At 71.9% G+C, this 9,074-nt stretch carries 6 protein-coding genes; 5 read left to right on the plus strand and 1 reads right to left on the minus strand.

The window, feature by feature from the left end; genetic code table 11:
- Positions 1–51 precede the first annotated feature (51 nt).
- Positions 52–1,563, minus strand: coding sequence for an MFS transporter (locus tag ACPYOG_RS17580; RefSeq protein ID WP_481295448.1), 1,512 nt, complete (start codon positions 1,561–1,563; stop codon positions 52–54).
- A 75-nt stretch (positions 1,564–1,638) separates the two neighbouring features.
- On the opposite strand from ACPYOG_RS17580, the gene ACPYOG_RS17585 reads away from it, so the two are divergent.
- The 5 genes from ACPYOG_RS17585 (at position 1,639) to ACPYOG_RS17605 (ending at position 8,431) form a co-directional block, all read left to right on the plus strand.
- Entirely contained in the window at positions 1,639–2,304 is a 666-nt protein-coding gene (locus tag ACPYOG_RS17585; protein WP_481295449.1) for an ArsR/SmtB family transcription factor, read from the plus strand.
- Complete coding sequence (locus tag ACPYOG_RS17590; RefSeq protein ID WP_481295450.1) at positions 2,301–3,620, plus strand: MFS transporter; 1,320 nt, start codon at positions 2,301–2,303, stop codon at positions 3,618–3,620. Before ACPYOG_RS17585 ends, ACPYOG_RS17590 begins: the two co-directional genes overlap by 4 nt.
- A gap of 47 nt (positions 3,621–3,667) precedes the next feature.
- Positions 3,668–4,321: a hypothetical protein gene (locus ACPYOG_RS17595; RefSeq protein ID WP_481295451.1), complete on the plus strand. Its 654-nt coding sequence runs from the start codon at positions 3,668–3,670 to the stop codon at positions 4,319–4,321.
- Positions 4,322–4,440: 119 nt separating this feature from the next.
- Positions 4,441–8,205 (plus strand): AAA family ATPase, encoded by a 3,765-nt coding sequence (locus tag ACPYOG_RS17600; RefSeq protein WP_481295452.1) that lies wholly within the window; start codon positions 4,441–4,443, stop codon positions 8,203–8,205.
- A 43-nt stretch (positions 8,206–8,248) separates the two neighbouring features.
- Entirely contained in the window at positions 8,249–8,431 is a 183-nt protein-coding gene (locus ACPYOG_RS17605; RefSeq protein WP_481295453.1) for a hypothetical protein, read from the plus strand.
- Positions 8,432–9,074: the final 643 nt, after the last annotated feature.

Genomic DNA, 9,074 nt, shown 5'->3' on the forward strand with positions numbered 1-9,074 from the left:
CCCCCCCCCCCCCCCCCCCCCTCCTGCAAAAAAACACACCCCCCCCCCGGATTAGCGAGTGTCTCGTGGGCTCGGAGATGTGTATAAGAGACAGGCGGGGGCCGGGGAGGTGCGGGCGAGCTCGACGTCCTCGACGCGCGAGCGGGGCATCGCGAGGCCGGCGAGGATCGTCAGCGCGGCCGCGATCGCCACGGCGACGAAGACGGCGGTCGACGCCGATTGGATGGTCGCCGGCGCGTGCGTGCCGCCGGCGCCGCCCGCCGCCGCGCCGCCCGTTGCGGTCGCACCGATGATCGCGTTGGCGATCGCGCCGAAGACGGCGACCCCGACCGCGCTGCCGATCGACCGCGCGAACATGTTGCTGCCCGTGACCACGCCGCGCTCGTTCCACGGGACGCTCGACTGCGCGGCGATGAGCGTGGGGGTCGCGATGAGCCCCATCCCGAGCCCGACCACGAAACAGCTGACCGCGACGAACAGCACCGACGGCGCGACCGAGGTCGCCGCGAGGGATGCCGCCCCGGCGATTGCGATGCTCGCGCCCAGGAGGGCCGTGTTGCGGAAGCCGATCCTCAGGTAGAACCGCCCGGACAGGCTCGCCGCGATCGGCCAGCCGAGCGTGAGAGCCGCGACCGCGAGTCCCGACACGATGGGCACGACGCCGATCGTGCCCTCCAGGTAGGTGGGGACGTACGACGTCAGTCCGATGAGGATGGCGCCGACGCCGAGCGAGATGAGCGTCGTGGTGACCAGCAGCCGCCGCGAGAACAGCCGCAACGGGAGCACCGGCTCCTCTGCACGCAACTCCACGAGCACGAACGCGACGAGCAGCAGGCCGCCAACGGCGAAGGCACCGACGCTCCAGACGGAGGTCCACGCCCACGCCTGCCCGCCCTCGAGCACGGCGAGGATGAGCAGCGTCATCCCGCCGGTCAGGAGCGCGGCGCCCGCGTAGTCGATGCGGTGGCGGCGGCGCTCGATGGTCTCCTGGAAGGTGCGGATCAGCATCCACGCGGCCAGGATGCACAGCGGCACGTTGACGAAGAAGATCCAGCGCCACGACAGGAACTGCGAGAACACGCCGCCGAGGGTCGGTCCGACGACCGAGGAGATCGCCCACACGCTCGCCAGATACCCCTGCGTCTTGGCGCGCTCGGCGACCGTGTAGATGTCGCCGGCGATGGTCATCGACATCGGCTGGATGGCGCCGGCGCCGAGTCCCTGCAGCGCACGGAACGCGATCAGCGCCGGCATGCTCCAGGCGAACCCGCAGAGCACCGATCCGACGAGGAAGAGCGCGATGCCGACGAGGACGATCGGCTTGCGCCCGACGGTGTCCGACAGCTTCGCGTAGACCGGGACGGAGACGGCCTGCGCCAGCAGGTACACCGAGAACAGCCAGGGGAACTGCGCGAATCCGCCCAGGTCCTGAACGATCGAGGGCACGGCCGTGGCCAGGATCGTGGAGTCGATGGCCACCAGTCCCGTCGTCAGCATCAGCGCGATCAGGATGGGTCCCCGCTCCGACCGGAAGCCGACGCTCGCTCGGGTGGGTTCGCTCATAGGGGTGGACAACGCACGAGGGCCGGCCGCATTCCCGGCTTGACGTGAAAGAAGACGAGAGCGACAATCTGAAACATGTCTTTCATATCGGGATCGGCCGCAGCACCAACCGCCTCCGCACGCCCCGAGCGCCGCACCACCGTCACCGACCCGCGCGCACTGCGCGCCCTCGCGCATCCCCTCCGCCTGGCCCTGCTCGACCACCTCATGTCGTTCGGCCCGCGCACCGCGAGCGAGTGCGCGGCCGTGGTCGGCTCGACGCCCTCCAACTGCAGCTACCACCTGCGCGCCCTCGGGCGTGTGGGTCTGGTGGAGCCAGTGGAGGCGCACGACGGACGTGAGCGCCCGTGGCGGTCGGCATCCACCGGCCTCTCCTTCGGCCGCTCGGACGACCCGGGGTTCGCCATCGGGTCGGACACCGTCGAGCGTGCGCTCGCGGACCGGCAGGTCGACGACGAGGCGGCGCTCGTCCACCGCGCGATCGCCCAGCGCGACGAGCAGCCGGTCGAGTGGCGCGAGGCGAACGTGCTCAACGGGTACGCGCTCAAGCTCACTCCTCAGGAACTGCGCGAACTGGGGGAGCGGCTGGATGCGCTCATCCGCCCGTACATCGCCCTCACGCGGGCCGACCCACCGGAGGGCAGCGACGTCGTGGCGCTGCACCTCAACGCGTTCCGGCATCCCGACGCCGTCGTCGCCGCCTGGGCCGCCGCGGCCTCCGAGGTGGAGGACCGTCCATGACAACGACCACGCCCGCCGGGCGCACGCGCTCGCCGCTGCTCCGGCGCGACTTCGCCCTGGTCTGGACCGCCGGACTCGTCTCGGACACCGGCGACTGGCTCCTGATGATCGCCCTCCCGCTTTTCGCACTGTCGGCGACCGGGTCGGCGCTCGGCGCCTCCACGGTGTTCCTCGTGGAGCTCATCCCGATGCTCCTCGTCGGCAGCTTCCTCGGAGTCCTCGTGGACCGCTGGGATCACCGGCGGACGATCGTCGTGGTGGCGCTCCTGCAGGGCGTCCTGCTCCTGCCGCTGCTCGCGGCGAGCGCGGACCGGATGGGCATCGTCTACGCGGTCGCCGCGGTGGAGGCGGTGCTCGGCGCGATCATCAACCCGGCGCGGCAGGCGATGATCCCGCAACTCGTGGGCGCGGACGAGCTGGCCCGCGGAAACGCACTGGTCGCTGTGAGCGACAACCTGGCGCGACTCGTGGGATCGCCGCTCGGCGGGCTCTCCTTCGCCCTCTGGGGGCTGCCCGGGGTCGTGATCGCGGATGCGGCGTCGTATCTGGTGACCGCGGGCCTCGTCGCGCTCATGCGTCCGCATCCCCTTCCGCCCGAGGCGTCGCAGTCAGCGCAGTCAGCGCGGCCAGCGCTCCCCGGAGCCGAGCCGGACGGGGACGCCGCACAGCAGCCTCCCGAACCGCCGGTCGCCGCCGAGCGCCGCATCCTCCGCGAGTGGAGGGACGGCCTCGCCCTCATCGCCCGCTCGGCGACCCTCCGCACGATCGCGCTCCTGGCCGCTCTCGGCGGGATCGCGCAGGGCCTCTTCCTCGTCCTGTTCCTGGTCTACGTGATCGAGAACCTCGGCGCCGGCGACACGGGCGCCGGCATCATCCGCGGCGTGCAGGCGATCGGCGGTGTCCTCGGCGGCCTGGTGACCGGCGTGCTCGCGCGCCGCCTCGGGCCGCGTTCGCTCATCGGCGGCGGCTACCTGGTGTTCGGGATGCTGTCCCTCCTCACCTGGAACCTCGCGCCATTCACGACAGCGCTCTGGGTCTACGCGGGACTGTTCATCGCGATGGGCATCCCCGGAGTGACCACGGCGACGGGAGAGATCACGCTCGTCCAGACGGCCGTGCCGCCGCGCGCCCTCGGCCGGGTGATCGCGGCGATCACCACGCTCGACGGCGCCGCGCAGGCGGTCGGCCTTCTGCTCGGCGGTCTGCTGGCAGACTCGGGCGACATCGTCCCGGTGCTCGACGTCCAAGCATCCCTCTATCTCGTCTGCGGCGTGATCGGGATGCTGGCCTTCCGCCGCACGAGCAGTCTTCCCTAACGCCGACGGCGGGCATAAGGTGCTGGCGTGCTCCCCGGAGGTGGATGATGACGTTTCGCACCACGCACCGATCCCGCCCGCTTCTGCACCGCGGCCCGCTGCTGCACCGCGCCCGGCTTCGCCCCGCTGCGCTGCGCCGGGCCGTTGCCCTCGGCGCGGTCGCCGCAGCCGCCCTCACCGGACTCACCGCCTGCGACCTGTTCGCGCCGCAGGACACCAAGCACATCGTGGAGGCCAGCGTCGGGGTGAGCGCGCGGGTCGGGCAGGTGTTCGTCGGCAACGCGGTCCTCGTCAGCGGCGGCCACCACACCGCCAACCTCGTGGTCACGCTCGTGAACGAGGCGTCGGACGCGCAGGAGCTCGAGATCGTCCCCGCTGCCGGCCACCACATCACGATCTCGCTGAAGCCGCGCGGGATGCGCCGGCTGGGCGACCCGCCGACCGACGAGAGCCTCGTCACAGGGCTGGATGCGACCCCCGGCGCCCTGACGACGGTGACGGTCACGAGCTCGGGCCAGACGGTCGGCCTGAAGGTCCCGGTCGTCAGCCGGGCGCTGCCGCCGTACGGCACGCTGACTCCGTCGCCCGCCCCGTCCCCGACCCCGTCGGCGCAGAAGAGCGGTCAGAAGGGCGGCCCGACGAGCGGGCAGACCGCCGCTCCGACCGGAACCCCGACACCGTCGCCGACCCCGTCCCGCTGACCGCACCGCCGCATCCACTCGCCCGGAGGCGGGATGCGCGACCTCGTTCCCACATGATATTGGCGGAAAACCCGCCCGGGTTGCCGGAGTTTCTGCGGATGGGAACGTAGGGTATCGGTGTGTGGCGACTGGACAGGAAGACCGACGATGACGACAGGACGTCGGACATCGGAGAAGACGACGCCCTGAACCCGCGCACGACGACGGCTCCCCACACCCTCAGTCTGGGCGACCCGGCCCTGGTCGCCGGCAACATCGCCGAGCCGGTGTGGAAGCGCTGGCGGGACGAGATCGCGGCCATCGGCGGCGACTCCCCGCTCCTGCATTTCGAGGACAGCCCGCGCACGCGCATCGAGCTGAGCACGACGCATCCGGGCGGGCTCCCGCAGTTCATCACCGGTCAGAGCACCCTGCTGTCGAGCCTGATCCGCGACGAGCTGGCGCTGCGCACCGCGCGCGCGGCCGCGAACGCGATCACGCAGAAGGGCATCGAGTTGCGCTCGGTGCGCGGGATCGAGTCGGTGCACCTCGCGATCGGGCTCGCCCAGTGGCGCAACGGCGCGGACGAGTACCTGGCGCCCATCCTGCTGCGTCCCCTCGCCATCCGCCGCTACGGCCGCGACTTCGAGCTGAAGCTCAAGGGCCGCACGTTCCTCAACCCGGAGCTCGCCCGCGCGCTTAACGAGCAGTTCCAGATCACGCTGGATGCGGACGCGTTCGTCGCGCTCGCCGTGTCCAACGGCGTCTTCAAGCCGCAGCCCGTGATCGACCGGCTGCGCGGGCTCACCTCGCACCTGCCGTGGTTCAACGTGCAGCCGCGGCTGGTCGCCTCCTCGTTCGCCGACGTCGCGCCCGCGCTGACGGAAGAGGCGCGCGACCTCGACACGGTCCTCCTGGATGCGCTCGCCGGCAACCCGCGCGCCCGCACGACGATCGAGAGCGCCTTCAACCCGGTGGAGCCCATCCGGCAGGACGAGCGCCCGCCCGCGACCGACACCCTCCTGCTCGACGCCGACGAGACGCAGGAGACCGTGGTCGCCCAGATCGCGGCCGGAAACTCCGTCGTCGTGAAGACCCTGCCCGGCACCGGCGGGACGCAGACGATCGTCAACGCGATCGGCGCCCTGGTCGCCCAGCACAAGCGCGTGCTCGTGGTCAGCCCGCGTCGCTCCAGCCTCGACGACATCGCCCAGCGGCTGGCCAAGGCCGGGCTGCCGGGGCTCGCCGTCACCCCGCGCACGCTGCGCCGCGACCTCATCCAGTCGATCGCCCGCAATGAGAAGGCGACTCAGCCGAAGGTGACGGACGTCGACGAGGCGCTGGTCCGCCTGCGCAAGGTGCTGGTCGACTACCGCGGTGCGCTGACCCGTCACGACCCCGTGCTCGGCGTCTCGGTGCTGGATGCGCTGCGCGAGCTGTCCCGGCTGTCGCTGCTGCCGTCCCCTCCGTCGACCACGGCCCGCCTCGGCCGCCGCACGATCGAGGCCCTCGCGCGCGACCGCGCGACCTCGGCCGATGCGCTCATCCGCGCCGCGCGCCTCGGCGAGTTCCGCTACGGGCCCAACGACTCGCCCTGGTACGGCGCCTCCTTCTCGACCACCGAGGAGGGCAAGGCCGCCCACGAACTGGCCAAGAAGCTCAACCGCGCCGAACTGCCGCGCCTGATTGACCGGGCGAACGCCCTGATCGGCCAGACACGGATGCGGCCCTTCGCCACGATCGCCGAGCTCGGCGTCTACCTGCGGCTGCTGCTCGACATCCGCGAGACGCTCGACAAGTTCACTCCGTCGGTCTTCGACCGCTCGCTCACCGAGCTGATCGCGGCCACCGCATCCCGTCGCGAATCCCTCTCGATGTCGAACGCGAACCGCCGCCGGCTGCGCAAGCACGCCCTCGAGTACGTCCGTCCGGGCGTGCACGTCACCGACCTCAATGAGAGCCTGCGGCGGATCCAGCAGCAGCGCATCCTCTGGAACCGCTTCGCGGTCGCGGGCGTCGTGCCCGAGGTGCCGGTCGGCATCGCGGACGTGCAGGTCGCCTACCAGCGCGTGGCCGAAGACCTGGCGCGGCTCGACATCCCGCTCGGGCGCACCGGTACGCCGCAGTCGCTCGCAGCGCTGCCCGTCGAGGAGCTGGCCCGCCAGATCGCCGGCCTCGCCGCCGAGTCCGAGGTGCTCGCCAACCTCCGCGAGCGCACCGCCCTGCTCACGCAGCTGCGCGACCTGGAGCTCGACCCCCTGATCTCGGACCTGTCCGTCCGGCACGTGCCCGACACGCAGGTGAGCGCCGAGCTGGAGCTCGCCTGGTGGCAGTCGGTGCTGGAGTCGCTGCTCGCCTCCGACCGCGCCCTCCTGAACGCGAACACCGGCGTGCTCGACCGCCTGGAGGCCGATTTCCGGCTCGTGGATGAGGCGCACGCCTCCGCTACCGGGAAGCAGCTGGCGTGGATGCTCGCCGAGACCTGGAAGATCGGCATCGTCGACTGGCCGGACGAGGCTGCGGCGCTCAAGCGCCTCCTGAAGAACGGAACGCCGACCGCGACCTCGCTGAACGAGGCGGCGCCGCACCTGGCCCGTCCACTCGCGCCGGTCTGGCTGATCTCGCCCTACGAGGTGCCGGAGATCGGCCGCGAATTCGGCTTCGACGCCGTGATGCTCGTGGATGCGGGCGCCTCGAGCCTCGCCGAGAACGTCCCCGTCATCCGCCGCGCCAAGCAGGTCGTCGCCTTCGGCGACCCGGTCACGCAGACCCCCTCCCGCTTCGACATCGGGGCGCACGAGTACGGGACGACGGTCGAGACGGTCGACGTGGATGCGCTGCACGCCGATTCCGCGCTCGCGCGGCTCTCCGAGCTCCTGCCCGCCTACACGCTCAGCCGCAGCTACCGCGCCGGCGGCGAGGACCTCGCGGAGCTCGTCAACCGCCGCTTCTACGGCGGCATGATCGACTCCCTCCCGTGGGCCGGAACCTACCTCGGGCACGGCAGCCTCGCCCTCCACTATGTGACCGGCGGCCAGGGGATGCCCGACACCGACACGGGAGCCGTCGAGTCCACGGATGCCGAAGTCGCCAAGGTGGTCGAGCTGGTGCTGCAGCACGCGACCGAGCGGCCGCGCGAATCCCTCATGGTGATCACGGCGAGCGAACGGCACGCGGTGCGCGTCAACCAGGCGGTGCTCGCGGCGTTCTCGAAGCGGTCGGAGCTGGCCGACTTCATCCTCGGCGACCGCGCCGAGCCGTTCACCGTGGTGACGCTGGACCAGTCGGTCGGCCAGAGTCGCGACCGCGTCATCTTCTCGATCGGTTACGGCCGCACGCCGCACGGCCGGCTGCTCTCGAACTTCGGCGCACTCGCGGAGCCGGGTGGCGACCGCCTGCTCGCCGTCGGCATGACGCGCGGACGTCGCGGCATGGACATCGTCTCCTGCTTCCGCCCGGAGGACATCGACGAGACGCGCATGCGCCACGGCATCGCCGCGCTCGCCCAGGTGCTGGGGGAGGCCGACCAGCTGCAGAGCGCCACTCCCGAATACCTCAGCCCGGACGCGGACCCCATGGTGCTCGACCTCGCGCGGCGCCTGGCCCGCCGCGGGCTGGAGGTGCACCTCGGGTATCGCGGCAAGCTGACCCTGGTCGCCTCGCACGAGGGCCGCGCGGTCGTGGTGGAGACCGACCGGGACGTGTTCAAGGGCAGCCTGCGCGAGTCGCTGCGCCTGCGCCCGGACGTGCTGCGCCGCCTCGGCTGGCACTACCTCCGTGTCCACAGCTTCGAGCTGTTCGCCGACCCGGACGCCGTCGCCGGCCGCATCGCCAAGCTCATCGGCAAGACCGAGCCCACCACCGACGCGGACACGGCCCCCATCACCCTGCCCACCCTGGCGTGACCGGGTGCCGGTTCGGCGCCTCGTGTCGCTTTAAACTGGACGGATGAGCGAGACACCCGGGACGCGTCGGCACCGGCGCGTGCAGCGCCCGGGTGCGCCCGGCGCCGACCCGGAGCCGCGCGTCGAGCCGGCCGAGGAGGAGGCGCACCCCTCCGACACGGACAACGCGCCCGCCTGGTCGTCGAACGACGAGCGGTTGCGCCGCGACGTCCCCCCGCACTGGTAGCCGCCCGCCCTCGCCCTCGCCCCTCTGCCCTCCGCCGAGGTGCTCGTTGTCGCAGGCGACACGCCGTGCGAGCGCGCAACAACGAGCACTTCGGCGAGATCTGCCGACGGGATGCGGGCCCGCGGTCCGCGCGCCCGCACGCGCCCTGGCGCCCTCGCGCTCTCGCGCTCGCACCCTCCCGCTCTCGCGCTCGCACCCTCCCGCTCTCGCGCTCGCGCCCTCCCGCTCTCGCGCTCGCACCCTCCCGCGCCGCGTGCATCCCTGTCCCATTCCGCCGAGGTGCTCGTTGTTGCAGGCGACACGCGGTGCGAGGGTGCAACAACGAGCACCTCGGCGAAATACGCCGAGCGCGAGGCGCGCCCTCGGTCCTCTTGCCTCGGTTTCTCGCCTCTCGCGCTCGCACCCTTCCGCACCGTGACCGCGCGCGTCGCCGTGCCCAATCCGCCGAGGTGCTCGTTGTTGCACGCGACACGCCGTGCGAGCGCGCAACAACGAGCACTTCGGCGAGATACGCCGAGGGGATCGCGCCCGCGGTCCGCGCGCCCGCACGCTCTCTGACGCCCCCGCGCTCTCGCGCTCGCACCCTCCCGCGCCGCGTGCATCCCTGTCCCATTCCGCCGAGGTGCTCGTTGTTGCAGGCGAC

It is taken from the genome of Leifsonia sp. HAY1-4F, assembly GCF_056755275.1.

Excerpts from the sequence above, each read along its gene's own strand:
- ACPYOG_RS17580 (WP_481295448.1), bottom strand. The coding sequence starts at position 1,563 with ATGAGCGAACCCACCCGAGCGAGCGTCGGCTTCCGGTCGGAGCGGGGA.
- ACPYOG_RS17585 (WP_481295449.1), top strand. The coding sequence starts at position 1,639 with ATGTCTTTCATATCGGGATCGGCCGCAGCACCAACCGCCTCCGCACGC.
- ACPYOG_RS17590 (WP_481295450.1), top strand. The coding sequence starts at position 2,301 with ATGACAACGACCACGCCCGCCGGGCGCACGCGCTCGCCGCTGCTCCGG.
- ACPYOG_RS17595 (WP_481295451.1), top strand. The coding sequence starts at position 3,668 with ATGACGTTTCGCACCACGCACCGATCCCGCCCGCTTCTGCACCGCGGC.
- ACPYOG_RS17605 (WP_481295453.1), top strand. The coding sequence starts at position 8,249 with ATGAGCGAGACACCCGGGACGCGTCGGCACCGGCGCGTGCAGCGCCCG.